Raw genomic sequence first — 26,411 nt, forward strand, 5'->3', positions numbered from 1 at the left:
ATATGCCGGGATCAAAGGAAATTTTATGGCTCGCATCTACAAGACACGCACCTGGCACGATCAGCTCTCGCCGTCGATCGACGAGCTGGAGTTTCTGGCGCTGGAGACCTATGCCCATCTGCCGGAAGAGTTCCGCAAGCTCACCGGCGAGATCGTCATCCTGATCGCCGATTTCCCGACCGACGAGATCATGGACGATCTGTCGCTGGAGACGCCGTTCGACCTGCTCGGCCTGTTCGAGGGGCGCGGCATCGCCGAGCGTTGGAACCCGCAAACCGGCGAGGGGCCGAACCGCATCACGCTCTATCGCAGGGCGATCCTCGACTACTGGGCCGAGAACGAAGAGACACTGGGCGACATCGTCACCCATGTGCTGATCCACGAGATCGGCCACCATTTCGGCCTGTCGGACGACGACATGGAGCGGATCGAGGAAGCGGCGGAGCAGACGGCGGCCAGCTGAGCGCAGTTCGTCATCCTAGGAAGTTCGTCATCCACGGGCGGAGCAAGGAGCGAAGCGACGCGCGCAGACCCGAGGATCCATTCCGTGACATACGAGCGTTGCTGCGGTTCAGAAGTCGTGCGGCCTCTTAGCGAGAGAACACGACAGTTCTGCGTCGTCGTACTCTTCGGCTCAGGTAACGGCATGGATCCTAGGGTCTGCGCGCCGCTTCGCGTCGCTCCGCCCTAGGATGACGAAGTTGGAGGGTCGCCGCCCTTTCCCCTACCAATCGCTCAGCTTGGTATCCGGCGTGTATTCCTGGCCTTCGACATCCTTCACCACGGCCTGGCCGCAGCGCATCGACTTGCTCTTCTTGTCATAGGCATAGGTCGGCGAGCCGAACAGGTGCCAACCTTTGTTCAGCGCCGCGGTCACCTTGTGGCAAAAGGTTGAATCGTCCGGAGCGGAGAGGAAGCGGTAGAGTTTCATCGTCTTAATCCTTAAAGCGCCGGCGCATCATGCGCCGATGATCGCGGCCTTCGCCAGAAGTTTCTCGGCTTCGGCCAGGTGCAGCCGCTCGACCATGCGGCCGTCGAGCGCGATCACCCCCTTGCCAGCATTCTCGCGCTGCGCGAAGGCGTCGCGGATGGCGCGCGCTCTCGCCAGCGCTTCCGGCGACGGCGAAAACGCGCGGTTGGCCGGCTCGATCTGGGCGGGATGGATCACCGACTTGCCGTCGAAACCCATGGCCGCCGCCTCCGCGCATTCGCGCGCCAGGGTTTCGAGATCGCGAAAATCATTGGCAACGCCGTCGATCACGTCGAGGCCGCCGGCGCGGGCGGCGAGGACGAGCTGCATCAGCCACGGCATCAGATAGCGGCGGTCGGGCGTGACCAGCGCGCCGGTCGCTTTGGCCAGATCGTTCGTTCCGGCAACGAAACAAGCCAATCGCGAAGCTGGATCGCGGCCGAGCTCGGCGATGGCGCCGATGTTGAGCAGCGCCTTGGGCGTCTCGATCATGGCCCATAGTTTGACGCTGTCCGGGGCGAAATTGTCGTCGAGCAGATCACCCGCTTCGAGGATGTCGCGCGGCTTGTCGACCTTGGGCAAAAGGATGCCGTCCGGTTCGGCCTTGGCCGCGGCGAGAAGATCGTCGGCGCCCCACTCGGTCGACAGCGCATTGACGCGCACCAGCATCTCGCAGCGCCGTTCTGGCCGCGCGGTGAAAATGCCGGCGAGTTTTTCGCGCGCAGTCGCTTTGTCTGCCGCCAGCACGCCGTCCTCGAGGTCGATGATGACGGCATCGCAGGCGAGCGAGGCGATCTTGGCCAGCGCCTTGTCGTTGGCGGCCGGGATGTAGAGCACCGAGCGGCGCGGGCGGTAGGTGTCGAGGGTCATGGGCGATCTATGCCGGGTGCGTTCGGGTGAGGCAAGTGCAAGGGCGATCTCCCGCTCTGTGCTGGGGACCAGCTAGTCGCCGAGATCGGCGCTGCCCCTCATCGCCCTGCCGGGCACTTCTCCCCGTATAGTGACGGGGAGAAGGGGCTTGCCGCACGGCTGGCTCCTCGTTGCAACGCTGGCGATTGGCGAAGCCGGCGGCGACAGCGCCCCTCTCCCCGTCACTATACGGGGAGAGGATGCCGGCAGGCAGGTGAGGGGCAGCGCCAGCATTTGGCGATTGCCCTGCACCAAATCTGCAAACCTCTGCGGAAAACCTCCTCCAATCCGCCGCGCCCTTTCCCCGCCCGACCGCCAACATGGCGTCATGCGAACACGTCACATATCCCGCTGGTCCCTGCCGCGCCGGCTGCGCAACGAAGGCTGGTGGCTCGTCGAGCCGCAACGGCCGCGCTGCACGGCGACGGTGCTTCCCTTCACCCCGAGAGCGCGGCCGGCATGCGGCGGCGGCACAGCCAGGAAGGCGCAGCGATGACGGCGATCACCATGTTGGCTCCGACGCTGAAAACGTCGTTCACGCCGAGCTATTGCCGCCGTGTCGGCGCCGGCGTGCTGCTGGCGGCGCTGGCCGATTTTCTGTTCTACGGCCAACCCGTCGGCATCACGGTCTTCATCTTCGCCGTCCTGCTTGCGGCAGCCGTCGTCGCCATGCATCCGGCGGCGCTCAGCAATGGCCGGATTTGGCTGAAGCACGTCGCGCTGTTTGCCGCGCTGTTGCCAACGATCGAAAATGTCAGCCTTCTGTCGGTGGTGGTCGCCGTCGCGGCGCTGGCGATGTTCGCGCTGTCTTTCGCCGGGCGGCTGCGCAGCGCACCTGCCCGGATTGCCCGCCAGCTTTGGCTGTTCCTGCTTTCGGCGCCGTTCCGCTTCGCCTTCGATTTCTTCCGCTGGCGCAAGGCAGCGCGCGAGCTCGGGCAGCAGCGCATCCGCCTTGCGGCCATCGCGGTCTGGGTCATGCCGCTGACGCTTGGCCTCGTCTTCCTGGCGCTGTTCGGCGCCGCCAATCCCATTATCGAGCACTGGCTGTCGCTGATCGACCTCTATGCGCTCATCGAAAAAATCGAGATCGCCCGGCTTGCCTTCTGGCTGATCGTGCTTGCCGGCGTCTGGGCGTTCCTGCGGCCACGCCTGCCGCGCTTCGCCGCCCATCGCTGGCGCGCCCTGCCCGCGACACCCGCGCGGCCGGCAAAAACAGCCGTCGAGGACATTTTGTTCGGCAAGGGTGCCATCCTGCGCGCGCTCGTCGTCTTCAACGCGCTGTTCGCGCTGCAGACCGGGCTCGACGCCACCTATCTGTGGGGCGGTGTGGCGCTTCCCGACGGCATGACCTATGCGGCCTACGCGCATCGCGGCGCTTATCCGCTGATCGTCACGGCGCTGCTTGCCGCCGGCTTCGTGCTGGTAGCATTGCGCTCTGGCAGCGAGACATCGAAGGATCCGCTGATCCGCCCACTCGTCTATCTCTGGGTGGCGCAGAACATCGTGCTGGTCGTCTCCTCGATGCTCAGGCTCGACCTCTATATCGACGTCTATGCGCTGACCTATCTGCGCATCGCCGCCTTCATCTGGATGGGGCTGGTGGCGGCGGGACTAGCGCTCATCATCGCCCGCATCGCGCTGGCGAAATCCGGCGAATGGCTGCTCTCCGCCAATCTTCTGACGTTATCTGTGACGCTTTATGCCTGCTGTTTCGTCAACTTCGCCGCGCTTATTGCTGACTTCAATGTCAACCATTCACTTGAAATGACCGGAAAAGGCGTTTCTCTCGACACCCTTTACCTGCAAGACCTTGGGCCGAGCGGATTTCCAGCGCTCGATCGCTATCTCGACCACCGCAGGTCGTCCGTTAACGGCGATATAGCGCTTCAGTATCTTGCGGCGGCGCGACGCGAGAACGAAAGTTGGTATCGCGTGACTCTGAACCACTGGCGCGCCTGGAGCTTTCGCGATTGGCGATTGCTGCGCACTCTCGACAAGCGCGGCCTGCCTGCTAATCCTGCCGTCAACCAACCTTATGCACCGGGTCATTGATCGATGCCGCACAACATCCTCGTCGCCGATGACGATCCGCATATCCGCGAGATCATCTGCTTTGCGCTGGAAAAGGCCGGCATGAAGACAAATGCCGTGGCCGACGGCGCCGCGGCACTCCAGGCGGTCGAGCATCGCGCGCCCGATCTCATCGTGCTCGACATCGGCATGCCGGAGATGGACGGGCTGGAGGTGTGCCGGCGTCTGCGGCAAAAATCCGACGTGCCGGTGCTGTTCCTGTCGGCGCGGGATGAAGAAATCGACCGCATCCTGGGTTTGGAAATGGGTGGCGACGACTACGTCACAAAACCGTTCAGCCCGCGCGAGCTGGTGGCGCGCGTCAATGTCATCCTGCGCCGCGCCCGGCCGGCGCCGGCGGAAGAGGAAGACGACAGGCAGTTCGCGCATGGCAAGCTGGCGCTTGTTCCGGCCAGCCACGCGGCGAGCTTCGCCGACAAGGCGCTGGTGCTGACCGCGATCGAATTCGCCATCCTCAAAGGCTTTCTCGCCCGCCCGCTGCATGTGCTTGGCCGCGACGCGGTGATGGCCAATGCCTATGCCTCCAACATCCATGTCTCGGAGCGCACGGTGGACAGCCATATCCGCAACATCCGCGCCAAGCTCGCGGCGGCCGGCTGCCTCGACGCGATCGAGACCGTGCATGGCGTCGGTTTCCGGCTCGGCCGATGCGGTGGTTGAGCAAGGAAAGATGGCGGCCCAGGCTCGCCACCGTCGTCGTCGTCATCCTGATCCTGGTGATGGCGCTGCCGCTGGTCGGGCTGTTCTTCTTCAGGCTCTATGAGAACCAGCTGATCCGCCAGACCGAGGGTGAGCTGATCGCGCAGGGCGCGGTGGTCGCGGCGATCTATGCCCAAGAGGTCCGTGCCACCGGCATCGCCCCGGAAAAGCTCGGCACGCCGGTTTCGGCCGACCCTACCAGGGACAACAATTATCCCTATGAGCCGATCGAGCCGCAGCTCGATCTCGCTTCCGACGACGTCATGCCGTCGCGGCCGGCGGCCGTTGCCGCCATCGCCGATCCGGCCTTCGCGGCCATAGGCGCCCGGCTCGACGGCATCCTCGACGAGACGCAGAAGACGACGCTTGCCGGCTTTCGCCTGCTTGACCCGCATGGCGTGGTGATCGCCGGCGGCGGTGAGGTCGGCCAGTCGCTCGGCGCGGTCGAGGAGGTGCAAAGAGCGCTCACCGGCGTCTATGCCAGCGAGCTCAGGCTGCGCATCCCCGACCAGCCAACGCCACCGCTTTATTCGGTGAGCCGCGGCACCAAGGTGCGCGTCTTCGTCGCCATGCCGGTGGAGCTCGACGGCCGCGTCGCCGGCGTGGTCTATCTGTCGCGAACGCCGAACAACATCGTGAAACACCTCTATGGCGAGCGCGGCAAGGTAACCTTGGCCGCGATCTCCATCGTCGGCGGCACGCTTTTGATTGCGCTCGTCTTCATCCGCACCGTCAGCCGGCCGATCTATGCGCTGATCGAGCGGACGAAACGCATCGCCGCCGGCGATCGCGAGGCGATCCGGCCGCTCGCCCATCACGGCACGCGCGAGATGGCGGAACTGTCGTCGGCCTTCCTCGACATGGCGCAAAAGCTGCAGGCGCGCTCCGACTCCATCCAGACCTTCGCCACCCACGTCTCGCATGAATTGAAATCGCCGCTGACGGCGATCCAGGGCGCGGCCGAGCTGCTGCGCGACTCAGGCGGGGCGATGGACGAGGCCGAGCGCCGACGCTTTTCCAACAACATCGTCACCGATGCCGGGCGGCTCAACCTGCTGGTGCGGCGGCTGCTCGACCTGGCGCGCGCCGAAAATCTCGAACCGAGCGGCGAAAGCACGACGCTACAGGTGGCCTTGGCTTCGCTGCCGATCGACACCAGGCTGGAGGCCGGCGTCGAGGCCGGCGGCGATATCAGGCTCGGCATCTCGGCCGAGAATCTCGGCATCGTGCTCGCCAACCTCATCGACAATTCGGCGCGGCATGGCGCGAAGCGGGTGACGCTCGGGGTGGCGGGCAGCGGCGAGCGGGCAGCAATCCAGATCGGCGACGACGGCGACGGCATCTCGGCCGCCAACCGCGCGAAGATCTTCGAGCCGTTCTTCACCACTCGGCGCGAGACCGGCGGCACCGGCATGGGCCTCGGCATCGTGCTGGCCCTCCTGAAAGCGCATGATGGCACGATCAGGCTGGTTGACAGCGAGCGCGGCACGCGCTTCGAGATCGATCTGCCGGTTGCGTAAACACGCGGCGGCTTTGTTCTACGCAATTCCGGACGGAAACACTTTTCCTGGAATTGCCTCAGGTCGGAGAAAAGATGCGTTACGACATCGTCATCGTCGGCGGGGCCATCGTCGGCTCCTCGGTCGCCTATTATCTGCGCGAGGAGGGCTTTACCGGCTCCATCGCGCTGATCGAGCGCGATCCGCAATTCTCGCATTCGGCGACGACCTTGTCGCTGGCCTCGATCCGCCAGCAATTCTCGATCCCCGAGAACATCCGCCTGTCGCAATTCACGCTGAAACTGTTCCGGCGGCTCAAGGAGACCTTTGGCGCCGACGCCGATATCGGCTTTCGCGAGGGCGGCTACCTGATCCTCGCCGGCGAGGCCGGATATCCGATCCTCAAGGCCAATCACGAAACGCAGGTCGCCGAGGGCGCCGACATCGTGCTGGAGGACGCCGGGCAGCTGACGAAACGCTTCGCCTGGCTGTCGAGCGAAGGCGTCTCCGCCGGCGCCTACGGCCGCTCGGGCGAGGGCTGGTTCGACGCGCATGCGCTGCTGACGCTGTTCCGCAAGGCGCTGCGCGACAAGAAGGTCGACTTCATCACGGCCGACGTCACCGGCATTTTACGCGATGGCAGCCGCGTCACCGGTGTTTCCCTCGACAATGGCGAAACGCTGGAGGCCGGCATCGTCGTCAACGCCGCCGGGCCGAATGCCGGCAAGGTGGCGGCTCTGGCCGGGCTTGAGTTGCCGGTCGAGCCGCGCAAGCGCAACGTCTTCGTCTTCGAGGCGCGCGAGAAATATGCCGACATGCCGCTGCTGGTCGATCCGTCCGGCATCTATGTGCGGCCTGAAGGCTCGGTCTACCTCACCGGCGGCGCCGAGCCCGAAGAAGGCGATGTCGCTCCCGACCCGAAGGATTTCGACGTCAACTGGCCGTTGTTCGAAGAGGTGATCTGGCCGACGCTGGCCACCCGCATCCCGGCCTTCGAAGCGATCAAGCCGACTCGCGCCTGGGTCGGGCATTACGACTACAACACGCTCGACCAGAACGCGGTGATCGGGCCGCATCCGGAGGTCGGGAATTTCCTCTTCGCCAACGGCTTTTCCGGCCACGGCCTGCAGCAGGCGCCGGCGGTCGGCAAGTCGATCGCCGAGCTTGTCGTGCATGGCGGGTACAGGACGGTGGACTGCGGGGCGTTCGGGTATGAGCGCGTGGCGGAAGGTAGGGCGTTCCGGGAATTGAATGTTATCTAGACGCTTCTCTTCGACGCTGGCGGGACAGCGCCCCCCTCTGTCCTGCCGGACATCTCCCCCACAAGGGGGGAGATTGGACGTCACGCCGGCCTTCGCCAATCTCCGACGTTGAGAGAAGGGTGGGCCGCCGAAACTGCCAATCTCCCCCCTCGTGGGGGAGATGCCCGGCAGGGCAGAGGGGGGCGCGAAGGATCTCGGCGCTTCTTATTCTTCAAGCTGACAAATACCCCTGCAGCCACCCCAGCACCCGCGCCCATCCCTCGGCATGCTCCGCCGCCGCGTCCGCAAAACCAGCGAAACCGCCATGGCAGACGGTCAGCCGCGTGCCGCCGGCGGTCGGTTCCAGCAAATAGGCAACCGTCGTCTCGCGCCGGCCAAGCGTCGGGTGGTCCCAGTCGTAGCGCCGCGTCAGGACGATCCGGCGCTCCTCGATTTCGAGGAATCTGCCGCTGGCAGGCAGGCGCCTGCCGTCGGCGGTCAGCACCGTGACGTTCCAATGGCCGCCGACGCGAAGCTCGGCGGTCCAGCCGGTCATGCGATAGGTGTCTGCCGAGCCCCACCAGCGCTCGACCTCCTTGCTGACGAGTGCGGCGATGACTTTCTCCGGCGAGGCGGAAAGATCGGCCGAAGCCATGACCGTGTCGGCATTCGCCATGGCTTGCGGCAGGGATAGTTGCAGCATCAAACCCACCTTTGACAGTAATTGTCTCGTATCCGAAACGAAGGTTCTTTTGTTTGATGCATGTCGTTCTCCCAGACCGCCGCGCACTTCTGGCGACATGCATCACCCCTTCGACGGCGGGCGCTCGAAACCCTTGCCGGTCTCGATCAGGCTCTTGAGGCTCGCCAGCACCAGCGGCCAGCCCTTGGAGACGTTGGGGATCAGCCTGTGCGGGCCGTCTGCCTCATGGGTTACGGCGAGCTTCGTCAACTCGCCATCCTGCTCGATGGCGAAGGTGCAGCGCGTGTAGCCGTCTTCCTTGACCTCGGGCAGCCATTCGTTGCGCCATTTGATGACGAGGCGTTTCGGCGGATCGACCTCGAGGATCTCGCCGGAGTCCGCAATACGGCCGTCCGGGAAAACCAGCTTCCAGCTGGACCCCACCTTCCAGTCGCTCTCCTGATGGGAGCAGAGGAAGAACTGGCGGTTGAATTCCGGGTCGGTCAGCGCCGTCCAGAGTTTTTCAGGCGTGGTGCGGATATAGGTGACATAGACGAAGCTGTTCTCGCTCACGGCTCTTCCCTTTCAAGTCGTTTCTTCAAATCGCTCAATGCAGTGAGCCGATGGCGCTCGAACTTGCCGATCCAGCGCTCGGCGATCTCGTTGATCGGAACCGGGTTGAGGTAGTGCTCCTTCTCGCGGCCCTTGCGGATTGTGGTGACGAGATTGGCCTCCTCGAGGATCGCCAGGTGCTTGGTCACCGCCTGGCGCGTCATCTCCATCCGCTCGCACAGCGCGTTCAGCGTCTGCCCGTTCCTGGCATGGAGACTGTCCAGCAACTGCCGGCGGGTCGGGTCGGCCAAGGCGCGAAAGACGGCATCCATGCTCATGGCTTTAATATGCAACCATTTGGTTGCATGTCAAGCAGCGCGGCAAATCGGCCGATCACATGCCTGTGAGCCAATCGGAAATTGCGGGAAGGAGGGGTCAGCCTTTGCGGCTGAACCAGAAGGCCGGCATGCTTTTCATGCCGATGCGTTCGTAGAAACCGACGGCGTCGGGCATCGAGATCAGGCTGATGGCGACCGAAGGTCCGAGCATGCGCCGCGCCTCGTCCATCAGGCCCTTGCCGACGCCGAGTCCCTGCGCCGAGGCTGATACGGCAAGGTCCGAGATGTAGCAGACCCAGGAAAAGTCGGTCATGCCGCGAGCGACGCCGAGCAGCGGCTTGCCCTCGACATCGAGCCGCGCGGTCAGCACCAGATTGGCGTTGCCCAGCATCGCCTTCAGCCGGGCCTCGTCGTCGACGGGCCGCACCTCGCCGAGGCCGGATTCCACCAGCACGCGGCGGAATTCCGCGACGTCGAGCCCGGGTTCGCGTGCGTAGAGGACGTGAGAATTTTGCGCCATGGCGTTCAGGATGCACTAAGGGGCTGCGAATTCGAAGCCGTTTGTGCCGCGCCCCTGCACCAACGGCCACACGAACAGTTGCCTTTTATTTGCCCGCGGCTTTGTGTAAACCGGCGCTCAGCAAAATCCCCCGCAACGAAAATACGGGCCAAAGCCATGGATAAATTCACCAAGCTCACCGGCGTCGCCGCGCCCATGCCGATCGTCAATGTCGACACCGACATGATCATCCCGAAGGATTATCTCAAGACGATCAAGCGCACCGGCCTCGGCACCGGCCTGTTCGCCGAGATGCGCTACAAGGACGACGGTTCGGAAAACCCGGATTTCGTGCTCAACAAGCCGGCCTATCGCAAGGCGCAGATCCTGGTCGCCGGCGACAATTTCGGCTGCGGCTCGAGCCGCGAGCACGCGCCGTGGGCGCTGCTCGATTTCGGCATCCGCTGCGTGATCTCGACCTCGTTCGCCGACATTTTCTACAACAACTGCTTCAAGAACGGCATCCTGCCGATCACGGTCAGCCCGGAAGACCTCGACAAGCTGATGGACGACGCCTCGCGCGGCTCGAACGCGACGATCTCGGTCGATCTCGAGGCCAAGGAAATCCGCGGTCCGGACGGCGGCGTGGTCACCTTTGACCTCGACGACTTCAAGCGCCACTGCCTGCTCAACGGCCTCGACGACATCGGCCTCACCATGGAGAAGGCCGGCGCCATCGCTTCGTTCGAGAAGAAGAACGCCGAGCAGCGCCCCTGGGCCTGAGCGGCCTGCATTGAGATAGGCCCGGCCGCTTGCGGCCGGGTTCGTGGCGGCTGAGTGGAGGCACAGTCATGACACGCTCGCTTCTGGCCGGTGCCTGCGCCTCGGCTGCAATCCTTCTGGCGCTGTCCGGCGCGAGCGCGCAGACCCAGGCCGCACCGCAACCCCCTGCCGCCGCCGATCAGCCTGCCCCGGATCAAGGGATGACCGATCAGGGCGCGTCGAGCACGTCCGATGCCGCTTCCGCCGACGACGACAAGCAGGCGCCGATCGCCTTCGAAGGCGGCCAGCTCACCATCACGCAGCCGGAACAGGACGGCGAGAAGGTGCTGGCCTATGACGGCAAGCAGCTCGCCAGCAACTACGACGTCTCCTTCGACAAGGTGGTCAAGATCGGCGACGTCAATGTCGCGCTGGTCGATGTCGGCGACGGCGGCAACCAGTGCGGACCGGCCAAGGTCATCGTCTGGAAGAAGGACGGCCAGATCGAGACCACCACGGTCGAGCAGGACGAATGCGGCGCGCCACCGGCCGCGGTCGCCGACCAGGCCATCTATTTCGTGCCTTTCCTGCTGCCCGGAGAAACGAAGCCGGCGCTGCAATGGTCGCCGACCGACGGGCTGACGACATCCGGCAATTTGACCTACACGCCGGAACCCGGCACCGACTGGAAGGATCTCGACGCCTCGAAATACAGCTACATCGTCGACGCTTTCCACAACGAAGCGGTCTACAAGGCGGCCAAGGCGCTGCTGGGCGACGATATGCCAGACATGGCGACCAGCCTGCTGGTCAGCGGCGGGGATACCGAAAAGACCGCATCGGGCGCCTTCTACGCCACCGGCTGCGTGCCGCATGATTGCGGCGGCAATGACGGCTTCATGGCCATCGACCCGGCCAAGCACAAGGTCTATTTCGCCCGCCGCGGCGACAATGGTCCGCTCACCTGGCCGCCTGTGAAGGATTGGCCGGCGGATATCAAGAAGGCGTATGACGACGCTCAAGGAAATTAGGGTGTATCGCGACGACCATCCCTGCCTTCGTCATTCTAGGGCGGAGCGACGCGCAGCGGAGCGCAGACCCTAGAATCCATGCCGTGACCGTTGGCGTAGAGTGCAAGCGGTGCAGAATTCTGAAACGCTGCGGCGCCTCGACGTCACGGCATGGATTCCAGGGTCTACGCGCGTCGCTTCGCTCCTTGCTCCGCCCAGGAATGACGACCGGTGGGAGGTTTTCGGCCAATCACCCATGTCGCGCTTACCTTTCCTGACAACGGTCCGCCCGGCTTGGCCCACGACTACGCCGTCTTCAACTGCTAGAGAGGCGCTACCATCACGAGGAGGCCCGCCCCATGCGCAAACTCATCTCTACCGGTTCGCCTTTCGAAAAGACCGCCGGCTATTCGCGCGCGGTGGTGCAGGGCGACTGGTGTTTCGTCTCCGGCACGACCGGTTACGACTACACCACCATGACGATGCCGGAAACCGTCGAGGCGCAGACGCGCAATTGCCTTGCCACCATCGCCAAGGCCTTGGCCGACGGCGGCTTCGACATGGCCGATGTGGTGCGAGCGCATTATTACATCACCGACCAGACCCATGTTGACGTTGTCTTCCCGATCCTCGGCGAGGCGTTCGGCGACATCCGCCCGGCGGCGACGATGATCGTTTGCCAGCTCAACAAGCCGGAGATGAAGATCGAGATCGAGGTCACGGCGCTCCGGCGGACCGCTTGAGGGTCGGCCCATGGTGAAGGTCCGGCGCATCGTCGCCAACGTCGCGACGCAGGATATAGCGGCGGCGAAGCGTTTCTATCAGGACGTGCTCGGCCTCGACATGCTGATGGATCAGAGCTGGATCGCCACCTATGGCTCGAATGAAAGCATGCAGGTGCAGGTCAGCGTCATGACGCAAGGCGGCTCCGGCACGCCGGTGCCGGACCTGTCGATCGAGGTCGACGACGTGGATGCGGCGCTCGATGCCATGAGGGCCGCGGGCTTCGTCGTCGAATACGGCCCGGCCGACGAGCCCTGGGGCGTGCGGCGCTTCTATGTCCGCGACCCGTTCGGCAGGCTGGTGAATATTTTGGCGCATCCGTGAGGGTTGAGCACGTACTGATATGTCGGCGGGACAGAGGGGGGCGCGAAGGATCTCGGCGTCCGTCCTCTTGCGCGCAGCCCGCTTGGCGTTTAGCAAGGCCGCGGTTTCTCCAGACACTATTGGGACGGTTCTCCATGGCTTCGAAAAATCTCTTCCTGCTCGCCGGCGACGGCATCGGCCCCGAGGCCATGGCCGAGGTGAAGAAGCTGATCGCTGCCATGAACGCCAAGCTCGGCAGCGGTTTTGCCACCGACGAGGGCCTGGTCGGCGGTTGCGCCTACGATGCGCATGGCGCGGCGATCTCGGATGCCGACATGACAAAGGCGATGGCGGCGGACGCGGTGCTGTTCGGCGCTGTCGGCGGGCCGAAATGGGACAAGGTGCCTTACGAAGTGCGGCCCGAGGCCGGGCTCTTGCGCCTGCGCAAGGACATGGAGCTGTTCGCCAATCTTCGTCCGGCGATCTGCTATCCGGCCTTGGCCGCGTCCTCCTCGCTCAAACAGGACGTGGTCGAAGGTCTCGACATATTGATCGTGCGCGAGCTCACCGGCGGCGTCTATTTCGGCGAGCCGAAGCAGATCATCGATCTTGGCAACGGCCAGAAGCGCGGCATCGACACGCAGGTCTATGACACGTTCGAGATCGAGCGGATTTCCGGCGTCGCCTTCGAGCTAGCGCGCACGCGCAGGAATCACGTCACCTCGATGGAAAAGCGCAACGTCATGAAATCGGGCGTGCTGTGGAACGAGGTGGTCACCCAGACGCACAACGCCAAGTATGCCGACGTCAAGCTCGACCACATGCTGGCCGATGCCGGCGGCATGCAGCTGGTGCGCTGGCCAAAACAGTTCGACGTCATCGTCACCGACAATCTGTTCGGCGACATGCTGTCCGACATCGCCGCCATGCTGACTGGTTCGATCGGAATGCTGCCTTCGGCCTCGCTCGGCGCGCCGGACGTCAAGACCAAGAAGCGCAAGGCGCTCTACGAGCCGGTGCACGGCTCGGCGCCCGACATCGCCGGCAAGGGCATCGCCAACCCGATCGCCATGATCGCATCGTTTGCGATGTGCCTGCGCTATTCCTTCGGCATGGTGGCGGAAGCCGACAAGCTCGAAGCGGCGATCGCCGCCGTGCTCGACGACGGCCTGCGCACCAAGGACATTTTCTCCGACGGCATGAAGGAAGTCGGCACGGTTGAAATGGGCGACGCCATCATCGCCAAATTCCTGGGCTGATGCCCGTCGAAATCCGCTGGGCGACGGTGGACGACGCGGCCGCGCTCGCCACCGTGCTTTGCGAAATGGCGACGCATTACCGGCAGGCGCCGCTCGATCACAGCCGCGCCACGGCCACGGCGCGGCAATGGCTGGGCGACGAAAGCCCGTTCTATCCGCATTTCGCTTTGGCTTTCGTGGGCAGCGAGGTCGCCGGCCTCGCCTCGGTGGCGATAGCGCATCCCGGCATCGACCTCGAAAGGCTGCTGTTCCTGAAGGACCTGTTCGTGTTGGGCAGCGCGCGCAACCAGGGCACTGGGCGCGCGCTGATCGGCTTTCTCGCCGCCTATTGCCTCGACAAGGGCATCGGCCGCATCGACCTGACCACGGAAGACTGGAACGAAGGCGCGCTGCGCTTCTACGAGCGGCTCGGCGCGGACCGCCACGGCCAGAAAATCTTTCTCCGGCTGGCAGGCGAAGCGCTGAAGGAGGCCGCTAAAACCTAATTCCAGTCGGCACCGGCCCATGTTTGTTTTCGCCGGCCTGGGAGGGGATCAGGCCGAACACCACCATCATGAGCCAGCCGATATAGGGCACGAAGTACAGGATCGCGAGCCAGCCGGTCAGGCCGACATCGTGCAGCCGGCGCACCAGCAGCGCGACCCAGGGCAGGATGGTGAGGAGCACGTAGATCGCGACAAGGCCGAACATGACGATCGGCAGCTCGCCGCCGCGTTCGAAATCGTCGCCCGACAAGTCGAAAAAGAGGCCGATGGTGACGAGGACGGCGAAGCCGATCGCCCAGAACAGGCAAAAGCTCCAGAACTCCTTGCGCCGGGCGCGGCTGTTGAAGTTCACGTAATTTACGGTCAGGGCGCGCCAGAAATAGCTCCAGAGGCCGGTCGTTTCCGGCGCCCCGTTTTCGGCGTTGCGGCCGAAATGCGGGGGCGTTGCGGGCGTGCCCGGCAACGGCGGGGCCGCCGCGACCGGCGTGGTGTTGTCCGCCAGACCGGTCACACGGGCATGGACCGAGAAGATGGCGGTGGCCCGCTCGCCATTCGGCTGGAATTCGACCGCGTCGCCTTTGACCAGGTTCATCTCGCGGTGCAGATCCTCGCGCGCGAAGCTGTAGCGCTTGCCGTCGGCGCCGGTGATGAAGCCGAAGCGCTGCTCCGCATCGTAGTGAAGAATCTCGCCGCGCATTGCCGTTCCCCCGCGTCGCGTCGGTCCAGACTGTTCAAAGTTACGGCCGTTCGCAAGGGGCATACGATGAAGCGATCTGCACGCACCACGCTGTCGTCATCCACGGGCGGAGCAAGGAGCGAAGCGACGCGGCGCAGACCCGAGGATCCATGCCGTTACCTATCAGCGTCACCGCGGTGCAGAACGACCTCTGTTCTGCACCGTCTTTACCCTTCGCGCGAGGTTACGGCATGGATCCTCGGGTCTACGCGTCCGCTTCGCTCCCGCTCCGCCCGTGGATGACGAAGTTCGGATGGCTCAGCTAATCGCGAAGGTTGCGATTTGCCACCAGCATTCGCTGCTTGCCACCGGCATTCGTCGCGGGTCGGCTCCCAGCCTCGCGACCCTAAGCCGGCCGCTTCTTCTGCTTCTTGCGCTTTGCCGGCTGGTCGGATTTCGGCCTGTCGAACTTTGGCCCTTCGAACTTCGGCCTGTCGAATTTCGCCTTGCCGGGCTTCTTCGCCCAGGGCTTTGAGTCCGGCGTCCCGGCAGGCTGACGTTCGCTCGGCGCCCGCTTTTCGAACCCGGCCGCACCCTGCTCGAAACCGCGCTTGCCGCGATGCGGCTTCTTGTCCGGCTTCGGCGGCTGATAGCCGGCGCGTGACAGGTCCGGCGTGCCGTCGATGCGCCTGACCGCGATGCTGCCCTGCAGCTTGCGGTCGGGGCCGATCGCGGCGACGAAGCGGTCGGCCCAGTCGGCGGCGATCTGCACGAAGGTTTCCTCCGGCTGCATCTTGATGGCGCCGATCTCGCGCTTGGACATGCCGGCGGTGCGGCACAGCATCGGGATCAGCCAGCGCGGCTCGGCATTCTGCCGGCGGCCGACCGACAGCGAAAACCAGACGCTGTCGCCGAAATCGTCGCGGCGGCTCGGCGCCTCGTCGCGCCCGGTGAATTTTTCGCCCGCCGGTTTTTCACGCGAGGGCGTGAAGGGCGCGACCTCCATCAGGTCCTCCGGCGCCGAGCGGCTGGAGCGGCAAAGCCGCACGAAGGCGGCCGCCACCTGTTCGGCGCCGTGCTGCGTGAGCAGCGTGTCGATGAAACCGCGTTCGTCCTCGCTGACCGGCTCGCTGAGCGCGAGGTCGGCCAGGATGCGCTCGTCGTCGCGGCGCAGCACCTCGTCGGCCGAGGGCGGGCTCGCCCATGTCGCCTTGATGCCGGCATTGGCAAGCAGCCGCTCGGCGCGCCTGCGGGCATTGCCGGGCACGATCAGCGCGCTGACGCCCTTGCGCCCGGCGCGACCGGTGCGACCACTGCGGTGCAGCAGCGTTTCCGGGTTGCTCGGCAGGTCGGCATGGACGACCAGCTCGAGACTGGGCAGGTCGATGCCGCGCGCCGCGACATCGGTTGCGATGCAGACCCTGGCGCGGCCGTCGCGCATCGCCTGAAGCGCGTGGCTGCGTTCGTTCTGGCTGAGCTCGCCAGACAACGCCACGACGGAGAAATTGCGGTTGTTGAAGCGCGCGGTGAGATGATTGACGGCGGCGCGGGTGTTGCAGAACACCAGCGCGTTGCCAGCTTCATAGTAGCGCAGCACGTTGATGATGGCGTTTTCCCGGTCGACTTGGGCGACGTTGAGTGCCCGGTATTCGATGTCGAGATGCTGTTTCTCCTCGCCCCCGGCCGAAATGCGCACGGCGTCGCGCTGGTAGTTCTTCGCCAGCGTGGCGATGGCGCGCGGCACGGTGGCAGAAAACATCAGCGTGCGGCGCTCGGTGGGCGCGGCGTCTAGGATGAATTCGAGATCTTCGCGAAAACCGAGATCGAGCATCTCGTCGGCTTCGTCCAGCACGACTGCTTTCAAGGCCGACATGTCGAGCGCGCTGCGCGTGATGTGGTCGCGCAGCCGCCCCGGCGTGCCGACGACGATATGGGCGCCGCGCTCCAGCGCGCGCCGCTCCGTGCGCATGTCCATGCCGCCGACGCATGACGCGATTTGCGCGCCGGTCAGTTCATAGAGCCATTCCAGCTCGCGGCGCACCTGCAGCGCCAGCTCGCGCGTCGGCGCCACGACCAGGCCCAGCGGCGCGCCGGCATCGGCGAAGCGCTCGGCGCCGCCGAGAAGCGTCGGCGCCACCGCAAGGCCGAAGGCGACGGTCTTGCCGGAGCCGGTCTGCGCCGAAACCAGCGCGTCGGCCTCGCCGAGCTCGGGCCCCAGCACCGCCTGCTGCACCGGCGTCAGCTGGGCATAGCCGCGCTTTTCCAGCGCCTGCGCCAACGCAGGAACGATCGTTTCGAAACTGGACATTCTTCTCTTTCGGAATTCGGAGCTGCTGAAGGCCCGTCGATGGGCTAAGGTGTGTTGATATTCAGGTGATGCCGGCCTGCAAACGCCGGTTTCCTGCGCTTCCGGTGCTCACGTACTTTAAGTACGCTCCGCTCCGGTTCTCGAAAACCACCGTTTTCGGCTCGGCCTGACCTGAATCTCAACACACCCTAGTGCCGGCGGGCGCTGAAGCGCCGCAAGGCCGGACGGTTGGGTGGTTCCTACTTCTTGGCGACGCCATTGTACAGGGCAGGCGCCAATTGACTCTTTCCGCAAACCGCGTAAAAGCCCGCGTCGAACGGGATCGTTATTCGATGCGCGGCCTCTTGATGGCTCTTCTTGCACTCGACGCCCCCAGCCTCAATGCGAACCATTGGGCCGGGCGCTTCGGCGCGTCCGCTCGTTCCAGCAAAACTACGGCCAAAACCACCACCAAAACGGTGTGATCCCCTTGGCCTAACCACCCTCTCCCGGGTCCGGCCCGGGGGACGGAACCCGCTTAGGCCGGCGGGTTTTCTCCAAAAACCAAGCGGAGAGGGACAAGGAGATTACGATGAGTTTCAAGGTTGCGGTAGTCGGCGCCACGGGCAATGTGGGCCGCGAAATGCTCAACATTCTGGACGAGCGCGGCTTTCCGGTGAGTGAGGTCGTGGCGCTGGCGTCGCGGCGCAGCCAGGGCACCGAAGTGTCCTTCGGCGACCGCACGCTGAAGGTCAGGGCGCTCGACCAGTATGATTTTTCCGACACCGACATCTGCGTGATGTCGGCGGGCGGCAATGTCTCCAAGGAATGGTCGCCGAAGATCGGCAAGCAGGGCTGCGTCGTCATCGATAATTCGTCGGCCTTCCGCTACGACCAGGACGTGCCGCTGATCGTGCCGGAAGTGAATCCGGACGCGATCGAGCAGTTCTCGCGCAAGAACATCATCGCCAATCCGAACTGCTCGACCGCGCAGCTCGTCGTGGCGCTGAAGCCGCTGCACGACGTCGCCACCATCAAGCGTGTCGTCGTCGCCACCTACCAGTCGGTGTCGGGCGCCGGCAAGGAAGGCATGGACGAGCTGTTCACCCAGACGCGCGCGGTGTTCGTCGCCGACCAGGTCGACGTCAAGAAGTTCACCAAGCGCATCGCCTTCAACGTCATTCCGCATATCGACGTCTTCCTCGACGACGGCTTCACCAAGGAAGAGTGGAAGATGGTCGCCGAGACCAAGAAGATGCTCGACCCCAAGATCAAGCTGACGGCGACCTGCGTGCGCGTGCCGGTCTTCATCGGCCATTCGGAAGCGGTCAACATCGAGTTCGAAAAGCCCATCACGGCCGACGAGGCGCGCGAGATCCTGCGCGAGGCGCCGGGATGCCAGGTGCTCGATAAGCGCGAGAATGGCGGCTACATCACGCCGCTGGAATCGGCCGGCGAGGACGCTACCTTCATCTCGCGCATCCGCGAGGATTCGACGGTCGACAACGGGTTGTCGATGTGGGTCGTCTCCGACAATCTGCGCAAAGGCGCGGCGCTCAATGCCGTGCAGATCGCCGAGCTCCTGGTCGAGCGCGGCCTGATCCAGCCGAAGAAGAAGGCGGCCTGACGGCTGTTTGATTAACGCTCACGGGCTGTTCCGCCGCTGCCGCGGCGGGCCCTCCGCGGGGGCGCCGAACGATCGGCGGCCCGCGGTCGCGGGCTCGGCCTTCGGCCGGGGGCGCCATTTCCTTCTCCCCTGTTTACGGGGAGAAGGTGCCCGAAGGGCGGATGAGGGGCAGCGCCGGCATGTCCAATTTTCCTGAAGCTGTACTTCGCCCAGCCATCGCTTCCGACGCCATCGCCATCGCCAGGACGATGCGCGCCTCACTCAACGCTTTTCCGTGGATGCCGCTCCTGCACACGCCGGAGGAAGACCTGTTCTTCATCCAAGACATCCTGCTCCCCAATCAGCAGGTGACCGTCGCCGTCGCCGGCGAACGCATCGTCGGCTTCATCGCCGTTAACGGCGAATGGGTCGACCAGCTTTATCTCGATCCAGCCTGGACCGGACAAGGTATCGGCAGCCGGCTGCTTGCCCGGGCCACGGCCGGCATGCCTTCAATCAAGCTGCGCTGCTTTCAGGCCAACACCGATGCGCGCCGCTTCTACGAACGCCACGGCTTTCGCGCCGAAGGTTTCGGCGACGGCTCGGCCAATGAGGAAGGCCTGCCGGATATTCTTTACGTGCTCAGGCGCTGAATTCAGGCACGGCTTTCCGTCGCCAACTGCCGCAGGATGGCCAGCGCCTCCTCCGCCCGTTCCGCCGGCACGAACAGATGGTCGTGGTAAAAAGCCGAGACCGGATTGACGCCCATGCCGGCCTTTGCCAGACGCGTCGTGATCGCGGCGAGGAAGCCGACGGCTTCCAGCGAGGAGTGGATGTCGAGCGTGATCATGCGGCAGCGGAACGTGCCGACGAGTCCGGCTGCCTTCGCCTCGTCTTCGGTCACGATCAGCGTTAGGCCTTCGCGCTCGCGAAATTGCATCACGGGGTCGAGCCCTGCGGGGACCGGCGTGCCAGGTGCCAAACTGGCGAAGACATGGACTTCCGGGTATAGCTGCGGCGTCATCGATGCCAGCAGCTTTTGCAGGTCCGTCTCGCCGCTCATGTTTTTTCCTTCCCGGACGCGCGTGGCGTTTCGCAACCTTCTCCGCAGTCCCGTCGAAACGTCAACAGCCCGGCCTGCAGCCGTGTGGACGACATGGCGATGTCGCTGGCGGCTGAGCCGCAGGCGCGTTATCGCCATAGAAACATAACGACTTGCAAGGGTTCACTCGATGATCGTCCGTCCGCGCCCGACATTTTTGCAGCTGTTCTTCATCATGCGCGGTTCGGTGGTGCCGCGCATCCTGCCGCAGATCGTCGGTTTCGCCATCTATTCGGCGGTCATCCTGCTCGTGGCACGCTATTTCCATCTCGATCTCAGCGCCTTCAACATCACCCCCTTCGGGCTCGTCGGCGTGACGCTGTCGATCTATCTGTCGTTCCGCAACAACGCTGCCTATGACCGCTGGTGGGAGGCGCGTAAATTATGGGGCGCGTTGGTGTTCGAGATCCGCAACCTGGCGCGCGCCAGCACCAGCCTGATCGGCGAGCGCACCGAGCAGCGGGCGCTCTTGATGGAGGCGCTGGGTTTCTGCCACCTGCTGCGCGGCCAGTTGCGTCGTATCGACAGCACAAAGGACGCCCGCGCTTTCATCGGCGACGCGGTCGACCAGGCGGCGACCCGCACCAATCCGGCCGACGAGATGGTCCGCCGCATGGGCCGCCGCGCCAATGCGCGGCGGGTCGCGGGCGAGCTCGATCCGATCGGCTTCCGCATCCTCGATGAAAGGCTGGCCGCCATCGCCGCCATCCAGGCCGGCTGCGAGCGCATCGCCGGCACGCCCCTGCCCTTCGCCTACACGCTGTTGGTGCACCGCACGGCCTATGTCGTCTGCCTGCTTCTGCCGATCGGCCTGATCTCGACCACCGGCTGGGCGACTCCGTTGTTCATGGCGCTGATCGCCTACACCTTCTTCGGCCTCGACGCGCTGTCGGAGGAGCTCGAGGATCCGTTCGGCGTCGAAGCCAATGACCTTGCTCTCGATGGGCTCTGCCGCGTCTGCGAGATCTCCGTGTTCGAGGCGCTGGACGAGCCGCCGCCGAAGATGATCGCGGCCGACAAGTTCTATTTTTCGTAGAGCCTTTCACCGTTTCACGGAAACGGTGAACCGCTCTATCTCTTTGTTTACGCAGTTCCGGACGGAAAACCGATCACACTTTTCCTGGAACTGCTCTAGCCCTGTAGGATCGCTGCGCGGTCACCCGTCCTTAGTTCGACGCTGGAAAGCCAGCCTTGTAACCAACGGAGGGTACCATGAGCATTGCCGAAGCCGCGCCCGCCTCGAAGGGCGCTTTGTGGACCGGGCGCGCGCTCAGCGCCGTCGTCGTCCTGTTCATGATCTTCGACGGCGTCATCAAGCTGCCACCGCTGGCCATCGTCACCGAAACCATGGCGCAGATCGGCTGGCCGGCCGATGCCGGCACCGCGCGTCTGCTCGGCATCATCGGGCTGCTCTCGACCGCGCTCTATGCGCTGCCGCGCACATCGGTGCTCGGGGCCATCCTGCTCACCGGCTACATGGGTGGCGCCATCGCCACGCATATACGCATCGGCAACCCGCTGTTCTCGCACACACTGTTCGGCATCTATCTCGGCATCATGCTGTGGGGCGGGCTCTACCTGCGCGACGCCAGAGTGCGGGCGCTGATCCCGTTCAGCCGCTAAACGGAGAAGACAAAGGTGTTCGCAGCCATCCTCATCATCCTTGTCATTGCCGCTCACGCAGCGCTCATACACGCGGCCCTGGCTGATCGGAGAGTCTTTGCGCGGTGAGTAAAAGATAATGATTTCAGCAATTTGACCATGGCTGCACAGATCGTTCTCGACGCTGAGCCGGCCAATATTCACTCTCTCATGGATCAAATCGGCCACCCGCGAGTTAAGGCCATGGCGGTAAGGACGGCGACCCGCGTGAGAGAGGAATTCAAAATGAAGAAAGCCATTACCATTCTTGTGCTGGCGATCGCGCTCGGCGCGTGTTCCCAGACAGAAAAGGGCGCAGCGATCGGCGGCCTGGGCGGCGCGGCCGTCGGCGCCGCGGTGGCGGGCGATCCGGTCGAAGGCGCGGTGGTCGGCGGCGCGGTCGGTGCGGTCGCAGGCGCGTTGATCGGCCGTGCCAGCGAACGCGGCAAGTGCCGCTACCGAGACCGTTACGGCCAGACCTATATCGCGCGCTGCCCGGACGGATACTGAGGTCGCAGGACAGGTCAAAAAGAAGAACGGCGGGCAATGCCCGCCGTTTTTGCATTCAGCCAAGAAACCGAATTACTCGGCAGTCGCGGCTTCCGCCTCGGCCGGTGCCGCGGCAGCGGCGGCAACCGCTGCTGCTGCGTCGTCCTGGGCCTTCTTCAGCAGGGCGGCGCGTTCCTGCGCCTTCTTGCCGGGCAGGGCCTTGTTCGGGTTCGAGCGGGCTTCGCGCTTGGCGAGGCCGGCCTCGTCGAGGAAGCGCAGCACGCGGTCGGTCGGCTGGGCGCCGTGCGACAGCCAATGCTTGACGCGCTCGGCGTCGACCTTGACGCGCTCGCCGTCCTTCGGCAGCAGCGGATTCCACGAGCCGAGCGACTCGATGAAACGGCCGTCGCGCGGCGAACGGGCGTCGGCGACGACGACGTGGTAGTAAGGACGCTTCTTCGAGCCCGCGCGGGCCAGTCTGATCTTCAGTGCCATTCTTATCTCCTAAAAGCTCTGATTTCGTTTGATGTGGTTGCGGTTGAAACTTTCAACCGGCTTTGGCAGCGCCGTTGTTAGCGGCGATCTGTTCGTGATGCCGAATCACCTCGCGGATGACGAAGTTCAGGAACTTCTCCGCGAAATCCGGATCGAGGTTCGCATCCTTTGCCAACTGGCGAAGGCGGGCGATCTGCTGCTGCTCGCGCGACGGGTCGGCGGGCGGCAGGCCATGCTCGGCCTTGAGCACGCCGACTGCCTTGGTGCAGCGGAAGCGCTCGGCCAGCATATGGATGAGGGCGGCGTCGATGTTGTCGATCGAAGCGCGATAGCCCGCCAGGAGGGCGCGTGCATCGGCCATGTCTTTCTCCTCGTTCATCGCCCCCTCACTTCTTCTTACCCAAACCAGGCAGCCCGCCGCCGCCCAGGCCAGGAAGTCCGGGAAGCTTCATGCCGCCAGGCAAGCCCGGCAATCCGCCGCCACCGGGGAGTCCGCCAGGCAGGCCCTTGCCGAGGCCGGCGGCCTGCGCCTGCTTCTGAAGAGCTTCGAGCTGCTTGGGATCCATCTTGGAAAGGTCGGGCATGCCGCCCATGCCTCCAGGCATCATGCCGCCGAGGCCCATCTTGGAGGCAAGGCCGCCCATCATGCCGCGCATGAGGCCGCCGCCTTTGCCCTTGCCGCCCATCGCCTTCATCATGTCGGCCATGCCGCGATGCATCTTGAGCAGTTTGTTGATCTCGGCCGCGTCGGTGCCGGAGCCGGCGGCGATGCGCTTCTTGCGCGAATGCTTGAGGAGATCGGGATTGGCGCGCTCGGCCTTGGTCATCGAGGAGATGATGGCGAGCTGGCGGCCGAACATCTTGTCGTCGAGGCCGGCGGCGGCAAGCTGGTCCTTCATCTTGCCCATGCCGGGCATCATGCCCATGATGCCGCCCATGCCGCCCATTTTCGACATCTGCTGAAGCTGCTGTGCCAGGTCGTTCAGGTCGAACTTGCCCGACTGCATCTTCTTGGCCATCGCCGCCGCCTGCTCGGCGTCGATGGTCTCGGCGGCTTTTTCGACAAGCGAGACGATGTCGCCCATGCCGAGGATGCGGTCGGCGATGCGCTTGGGGTGGAATTCCTCCAGCCCGTCCATCTTTTCGCCGGTGCCGATCAGCTTGATCGGCTTGCCGGTGACGGCGCGCATGGAAAGTGCGGCGCCGCCGCGGCCGTCGCCGTCCATGCGGGTCAGCACAAGGCCGGTGATGCCGACGCGCTCGTCGAAGCTCTTCGCCAGATTGACGGCGTCCTGGCCGGTCAGCGAATCCGCGACGAGCAGGATTTCGTGCGGGCCGGACACCTTCTTGATGTCGGCCATCTCGACCATCAGCGGCTCGTCGATATGGGTGCGGCCGGCCGTGTCGAGGATGACGACGTCATGGCCGCCGAGCTTGGCCGCCTGCACGGCGCGCTTGGCGATGTCGACCGGGCTCTGTCCGGCGATGATCGGCAGCGTCGCGACCTTGGTCTGCTCGCCGAGCTGGCGAAGCTGCTCCTGCGCGGCCGGACGCCGCGTGTCGAGCGAGGCCATCAGGACCTTCTTGTTCTGCCGCTCGGTCAGCCGCTTGGCGATCTTGGCCGAGGTGGTCGTCTTGCCGGAGCCCTGCAGGCCGACCATCATGACGACGACCGGCGCCGGCGCGTTGAGATCGACGGCGACGCCCTCGGCGCCGAGCATGTCGACCAGCTCGTCATGGACGATCTTGACGACCATCTGTCCGGGCTTGATCGACTTCAGCACAGCCGCGCCGACAGCCTTTTCGCGCACCTTGTCGGTGAAGGACCGCACCACCTCCAGCGCGACGTCGGCCTCGAGCAGCGCGCGGCGCACCTCGCGAAGTGCTGCCGAGACATCCGCCTCGGACAGCGCGCCGCGGCCGGTGAGGCCGTTCAGGATCGAACCAAGGCGTTCCTGGAGTGATTCAAACATTCTTCTTCCTTTTCCCTGGCATCCGGATGATGCCCGAGAGGTAGTGCGTTCGCACCGGGTCGCCAAGCAAAAGCGCAAAGCCAAAAAGCACCCGGGGGCGCATCGCGCTGCCGGGTGTTGGCCTCCAGGATCTCTTTACAGCACCCGCCTCAATGAAGCATCGGCGTCCTGGTCGGCTTTCGCGAAGGATACTCGTCGCGGAAATTCAGCGGCTCTAGACAGGAAATCGGCGGCGGAGTCAAGGCTAATGCATGTCGCGCAAAAGTGCGCAGCGGTTTTGCGGCAACGACATGCATCAAAAAACAATGCTCAAATCGGGGCCAAACGCCGCGATTTGTAAAGGCTCAGCCCGGGCTTTGCGTATTCGTCCCGACCTTGAGCGGCGAGTGCCGGTGCAACAGGAGCAGCATCGTCAAAAGCGTGCTGACGATGCCGATGACGGCGATCAGCACGGCGTCCCAATTCGTCCAGCCGGGGCCTTCGAGCGGCTTGGCGTTGAGCAAGGCGAAGCCATTGTAGCCTTCCTGGTGCGAGATCAGCAGGAAGCCGGTCAAATTATTGGCGAGATGGGCGCCGAACGAAGCGCCGAGATTGCCGGTGGCATAGACCAGCAGCATCAGGAGCAGGGCGAAGGCGCCGATCGAGACCAGCACGCAGGCATTGATGGCCAGCGACGAGGCCGAGTTCCAGTGCAGGGAAGTGAACAGAAGTCCCGGCAGCAGCGCCCAGATCCACGGGCTCTTGAAGCGGTAGGCGAGCGCGCGCGGCAGGTAGCCGCGAAACAGCATTTCCTCCGACGAGGTCTGCAGGAAGGCGAGCAGCGCGATCGGCACCAGGAAGAGCAGCCAGGACCAAAAGGCGATCGGTCCGCGCGCGATCTCCGGCTGCAGCGCGTAAAGCAGCACCTCCGAAAACAGCGATGTGATCAGCACGGCGATCAGCCCCTTGAGGAAATCGCCGCCGGCGATGCGGCGGCTGACGCCGAAGAGCGCTGACAAGGGTTCGCCATGCACGAAGCGCATCGCCACCCACAGACCGATCCAGATACCGGCAAAGGAGGTCAGCGCGCTGAGGATGCCGGTCGGCGACGCCAGGAAATCCTGCATGTAGCGCCCCGATGAGGGGCCAGGCAGCTTGAGCGCGAGATAGGTATAGGTACCGGCAATCAGCACCACGGCCGTCATGGCCATCCACAAGGCGACGACGATGGCCGACCCGAAGAACAGGCGCAGCAGATTGGTTTTTGCGTTGGGCGAGCGGCGATAACGCTCGAAGGCGGCATTGTCGATCGTCACGCGGGTCCCCTGCCGAAGGCTTTCGGCTGCATGATGTAGGAGATCGCAGTTACCACCCAATTACCATCAAGCCAGGCTGCTACGCGTGGAGAGAAAACGGCCGCCATCGCTGGCGGCCGTTTTCTTGTCAGGCGTCAGGGCGCGATCAGCGCATGACGTAGACGATACGCCTCGTGCCCGGATCGACCAGCGCCGGCTGGTTGTTCACATAGACGTAGCGGTAGCGGTAATCCGGGATTTCGCGCAGCTCCACCGTGTCGGGCAGCGTGGCGCCGGTCACCACCTCGCCGTCGAGATAGACCGGATCGACCCGGTGCGCGGAGACATAGGTGCCGACCTCGGCCGGCGGCCTGCCGATCGATTCGATGGCGTCGTCATCGTCGTCGGAGACGATGGCTCCGGTGTATGTGTCCGTGGTGTAGATATCGTCGGTCGGCGGCGCCACGACGGCGATGCCCGCATCGGCCGGCCGGCGTGTCAGCACCACGCGGCTGCCGCCGAAGTCGCCCGTCACATAGTCGGAATAGACCCAACCTTTGCCGCCGGCTTCGGCGATCGTGCACCATTTGCTGCCTTCGATGCAGCCGACGAGAGTGGCCGACTGGCCGGCCGCCAGCACGCCTATGACCGGGTATTGCGGGCCTGGACCGGCGCGTACGTTGAGATTGGCCACCGCGGACACGGGGGTGTCGGCGAAAGCGGCGCCCGACATGGCAAGCATCGTGCCGGCAAGTGCCGGAAACAACATGCGTTTCATGATTTTTC

Annotated in this window: 31 protein-coding genes; 17 read left to right on the plus strand and 14 right to left on the minus strand. The window is 64.5% G+C overall.

The features are described 5' to 3' along the window. Positions 1–25 precede the first annotated feature (25 nt). Positions 26–463 (plus strand): metallopeptidase family protein, encoded by a 438-nt coding sequence (locus FJ988_RS12720; protein WP_140818088.1) that lies wholly within the window; start codon positions 26–28, stop codon positions 461–463. Positions 464–724: 261 nt separating this feature from the next. Here the strand turns inward: FJ988_RS12720 and FJ988_RS12725 are convergent, their stop codons facing one another. After that, a complete protein-coding gene (locus tag FJ988_RS12725; RefSeq protein ID WP_140818090.1) occupies positions 725–931 on the minus strand; it encodes a DUF1737 domain-containing protein in 207 nt (68 codons plus the stop codon). Between the two features lie 27 nt (positions 932–958). Beyond that, complete coding sequence (locus FJ988_RS12730; RefSeq protein ID WP_140818092.1) at positions 959–1,840, minus strand: CoA ester lyase; 882 nt, start codon at positions 1,838–1,840, stop codon at positions 959–961. Positions 1,841–2,371: 531 nt separating this feature from the next. Between FJ988_RS12730 and FJ988_RS12740 the strand changes: the two genes are divergently transcribed. From FJ988_RS12740 to FJ988_RS12755, 4 genes are all read left to right on the plus strand, one after another. Then, entirely contained in the window at positions 2,372–3,931 is a 1,560-nt protein-coding gene (locus tag FJ988_RS12740; RefSeq protein WP_246688522.1) for a DUF4173 domain-containing protein, read from the plus strand. Positions 3,932–3,934: 3 nt separating this feature from the next. Next, complete coding sequence (locus tag FJ988_RS12745) at positions 3,935–4,630, plus strand: response regulator transcription factor (protein WP_140818094.1); 696 nt, start codon at positions 3,935–3,937, stop codon at positions 4,628–4,630. 59 nt (positions 4,631–4,689) lie between these two features. Continuing rightward, entirely contained in the window at positions 4,690–6,189 is a 1,500-nt protein-coding gene (locus tag FJ988_RS12750; RefSeq protein ID WP_407067734.1) for an ATP-binding protein, read from the plus strand. A gap of 74 nt (positions 6,190–6,263) precedes the next feature. Then, on the plus strand, positions 6,264–7,430 hold the full coding sequence (locus tag FJ988_RS12755; protein WP_140818098.1) for an FAD-binding oxidoreductase: 1,167 nt from the start codon (positions 6,264–6,266) through the stop codon (positions 7,428–7,430). Positions 7,431–7,641: 211 nt separating this feature from the next. On the opposite strand, the gene FJ988_RS12765 is transcribed toward FJ988_RS12755, so the two are convergent. The 4 genes from FJ988_RS12765 to FJ988_RS12780 all read right to left on the minus strand — a co-directional run bounded on the left by FJ988_RS12765 (position 7,642) and on the right by FJ988_RS12780 (position 9,501). Further along, a complete protein-coding gene (locus FJ988_RS12765; protein WP_140818100.1) occupies positions 7,642–8,112 on the minus strand; it encodes an SRPBCC domain-containing protein in 471 nt (156 codons plus the stop codon). Between the two features lie 102 nt (positions 8,113–8,214). Further along, entirely contained in the window at positions 8,215–8,664 is a 450-nt protein-coding gene (locus FJ988_RS12770) for an SRPBCC family protein (protein ID WP_140818102.1), read from the minus strand. Beyond that, positions 8,661–8,981: a helix-turn-helix transcriptional regulator gene (locus FJ988_RS12775; RefSeq protein ID WP_140818104.1), complete on the minus strand. Its 321-nt coding sequence runs from the start codon at positions 8,979–8,981 to the stop codon at positions 8,661–8,663. The genes FJ988_RS12770 and FJ988_RS12775 overlap by 4 nt, the downstream gene beginning before the upstream one ends. Positions 8,982–9,078: 97 nt before the next feature. Next, the gene (locus FJ988_RS12780; RefSeq protein ID WP_140818106.1) at positions 9,079–9,501 is read right to left on the minus strand and encodes a GNAT family N-acetyltransferase; all 423 of its coding nucleotides are present in this window, start codon (positions 9,499–9,501) and stop codon (positions 9,079–9,081) included. A 156-nt stretch (positions 9,502–9,657) separates the two neighbouring features. On the opposite strand from FJ988_RS12780, the gene leuD reads away from it, so the two are divergent. From leuD to FJ988_RS12810, 6 genes are all read left to right on the plus strand, one after another. Continuing rightward, positions 9,658–10,263: a 3-isopropylmalate dehydratase small subunit gene (gene leuD / locus FJ988_RS12785; protein ID WP_140818108.1), complete on the plus strand. Its 606-nt coding sequence runs from the start codon at positions 9,658–9,660 to the stop codon at positions 10,261–10,263. Positions 10,264–10,331: 68 nt separating this feature from the next. Then, a complete protein-coding gene (locus FJ988_RS12790) occupies positions 10,332–11,273 on the plus strand; it encodes a hypothetical protein (protein WP_140818110.1) in 942 nt (313 codons plus the stop codon). Positions 11,274–11,611: 338 nt separating this feature from the next. Next, positions 11,612–11,995, plus strand: coding sequence for a RidA family protein (locus FJ988_RS12795; protein ID WP_140818112.1), 384 nt, complete (start codon positions 11,612–11,614; stop codon positions 11,993–11,995). Between the two features lie 13 nt (positions 11,996–12,008). Continuing rightward, the gene (locus FJ988_RS12800; RefSeq protein WP_140818459.1) at positions 12,009–12,359 is read left to right on the plus strand and encodes a VOC family protein; all 351 of its coding nucleotides are present in this window, start codon (positions 12,009–12,011) and stop codon (positions 12,357–12,359) included. A gap of 134 nt (positions 12,360–12,493) precedes the next feature. Beyond that, positions 12,494–13,597, plus strand: coding sequence for a 3-isopropylmalate dehydrogenase (leuB, locus tag FJ988_RS12805; RefSeq protein WP_140818114.1), 1,104 nt, complete (start codon positions 12,494–12,496; stop codon positions 13,595–13,597). Beyond that, entirely contained in the window at positions 13,597–14,082 is a 486-nt protein-coding gene (locus FJ988_RS12810; protein ID WP_140818116.1) for a GNAT family N-acetyltransferase, read from the plus strand. The genes leuB and FJ988_RS12810 overlap by 1 nt, the downstream gene beginning before the upstream one ends. Here FJ988_RS12810 and FJ988_RS12815 read toward each other — a convergent pair. Next, positions 14,072–14,842, minus strand: coding sequence for a DUF805 domain-containing protein (locus FJ988_RS12815; RefSeq protein ID WP_246688523.1), 771 nt, complete (start codon positions 14,840–14,842; stop codon positions 14,072–14,074). The two genes, FJ988_RS12810 and FJ988_RS12815, sit on opposite strands and share 11 nt — an antisense overlap. A 322-nt stretch (positions 14,843–15,164) precedes the next feature. Further along, positions 15,165–17,066 carry a DEAD/DEAH box helicase gene (locus FJ988_RS12820; protein ID WP_140818118.1) on the minus strand — a complete coding sequence of 634 codons (1,902 nt, stop codon included), beginning with the start codon at positions 17,064–17,066 and terminating at the stop codon, positions 15,165–15,167. 278 nt (positions 17,067–17,344) lie between these two features. On the opposite strand from FJ988_RS12820, the gene FJ988_RS12825 reads away from it, so the two are divergent. The 3 genes from FJ988_RS12825 to FJ988_RS12835 all read left to right on the plus strand — a co-directional run bounded on the left by FJ988_RS12825 (position 17,345) and on the right by FJ988_RS12835 (position 19,304). After that, positions 17,345–17,530, plus strand: a complete 186-nt coding sequence (locus FJ988_RS12825) for a hypothetical protein (RefSeq protein ID WP_140818120.1) — start codon at positions 17,345–17,347, stop codon at positions 17,528–17,530. A gap of 107 nt (positions 17,531–17,637) precedes the next feature. Continuing rightward, positions 17,638–18,672: an aspartate-semialdehyde dehydrogenase gene (locus FJ988_RS12830; protein WP_140818122.1), complete on the plus strand. Its 1,035-nt coding sequence runs from the start codon at positions 17,638–17,640 to the stop codon at positions 18,670–18,672. A gap of 179 nt (positions 18,673–18,851) precedes the next feature. Beyond that, positions 18,852–19,304: a GNAT family N-acetyltransferase gene (locus FJ988_RS12835; protein ID WP_140818124.1), complete on the plus strand. Its 453-nt coding sequence runs from the start codon at positions 18,852–18,854 to the stop codon at positions 19,302–19,304. Positions 19,305–19,306: 2 nt separating this feature from the next. Here FJ988_RS12835 and FJ988_RS12840 read toward each other — a convergent pair whose 3' ends face one another. Further along, on the minus strand, positions 19,307–19,714 hold the full coding sequence (locus FJ988_RS12840; protein WP_140818127.1) for an ACT domain-containing protein: 408 nt from the start codon (positions 19,712–19,714) through the stop codon (positions 19,307–19,309). Positions 19,715–19,883: 169 nt separating this feature from the next. Between FJ988_RS12840 and FJ988_RS12845 the strand changes: the two genes are divergently transcribed. The 3 genes from FJ988_RS12845 to FJ988_RS12855 all read left to right on the plus strand — a co-directional run bounded on the left by FJ988_RS12845 (position 19,884) and on the right by FJ988_RS12855 (position 21,904). After that, entirely contained in the window at positions 19,884–20,789 is a 906-nt protein-coding gene (locus FJ988_RS12845; protein WP_140818129.1) for a bestrophin family protein, read from the plus strand. Between the two features lie 176 nt (positions 20,790–20,965). Next, the gene (locus FJ988_RS12850; protein WP_140818131.1) at positions 20,966–21,376 is read left to right on the plus strand and encodes a DoxX family protein; all 411 of its coding nucleotides are present in this window, start codon (positions 20,966–20,968) and stop codon (positions 21,374–21,376) included. A 264-nt stretch (positions 21,377–21,640) separates the two neighbouring features. Then, positions 21,641–21,904 (plus strand): YMGG-like glycine zipper-containing protein, encoded by a 264-nt coding sequence (locus FJ988_RS12855; RefSeq protein WP_140818463.1) that lies wholly within the window; start codon positions 21,641–21,643, stop codon positions 21,902–21,904. Between the two features lie 72 nt (positions 21,905–21,976). On the opposite strand, the gene rpsP is transcribed toward FJ988_RS12855, so the two are convergent. The 5 genes from rpsP to FJ988_RS12880 all read right to left on the minus strand — a co-directional run bounded on the left by rpsP (position 21,977) and on the right by FJ988_RS12880 (position 26,403). Then, positions 21,977–22,378 (minus strand): 30S ribosomal protein S16, encoded by a 402-nt coding sequence (gene rpsP / locus FJ988_RS12860; protein ID WP_140818133.1) that lies wholly within the window; start codon positions 22,376–22,378, stop codon positions 21,977–21,979. 52 nt (positions 22,379–22,430) lie between these two features. Then, positions 22,431–22,757 (minus strand): chorismate mutase, encoded by a 327-nt coding sequence (locus FJ988_RS12865; protein ID WP_140818135.1) that lies wholly within the window; start codon positions 22,755–22,757, stop codon positions 22,431–22,433. 7 nt (positions 22,758–22,764) lie between these two features. Beyond that, positions 22,765–24,351 (minus strand): signal recognition particle protein, encoded by a 1,587-nt coding sequence (ffh, locus tag FJ988_RS12870; protein ID WP_140818137.1) that lies wholly within the window; start codon positions 24,349–24,351, stop codon positions 22,765–22,767. Between the two features lie 344 nt (positions 24,352–24,695). Continuing rightward, positions 24,696–25,646, minus strand: a complete 951-nt coding sequence (locus FJ988_RS12875) for a CPBP family intramembrane glutamic endopeptidase (RefSeq protein WP_140818139.1) — start codon at positions 25,644–25,646, stop codon at positions 24,696–24,698. Between the two features lie 145 nt (positions 25,647–25,791). Then, positions 25,792–26,403: a DUF1236 domain-containing protein gene (locus FJ988_RS12880; RefSeq protein ID WP_140818141.1), complete on the minus strand. Its 612-nt coding sequence runs from the start codon at positions 26,401–26,403 to the stop codon at positions 25,792–25,794. Positions 26,404–26,411: the final 8 nt, after the last annotated feature.

This window comes from Mesorhizobium sp. CU3 (assembly GCF_006442965.1).
GTDB lineage: Bacteria > Pseudomonadota > Alphaproteobacteria > Rhizobiales > Rhizobiaceae > Mesorhizobium.